The 254-nt window shown below is 74.8% G+C and carries 1 protein-coding gene; it reads left to right on the forward strand.

The features are described 5' to 3' along the window. The coding region (locus AC0IY1_RS25455; RefSeq protein ID WP_471773359.1) for an ATP-binding cassette domain-containing protein at positions 1–254 on the forward strand (254 nt) is incomplete at both ends.

Below are 254 nucleotides of genomic sequence, written 5' to 3' on the forward strand. Positions count from 1 at the left end.
CATCGCCATCGTGCCGCAGGAGCCGGTCCTGTTCCACCGGTCCCTGGCGGAGAACATCGCCTATGCGCGCCCGGGGGCCTCCGCGGATGAGATCGCCCGCGCGGCGCGCCTCGCCAATGCGCACGACTTCAGCGCCCGCTTGCCCCAGGGCTACGCCACCCTGGTGGGCGAGCGCGGCGTCAAGCTCTCGGGCGGCGACCGCCAGCGCGTGGCGCTGGCCCGCGCCTTCCTGGCCGACGCGCCGATCCTCATCC

The sequence above is a fragment of the Methylobacterium sp. AC690 genome (assembly GCF_979256535.1).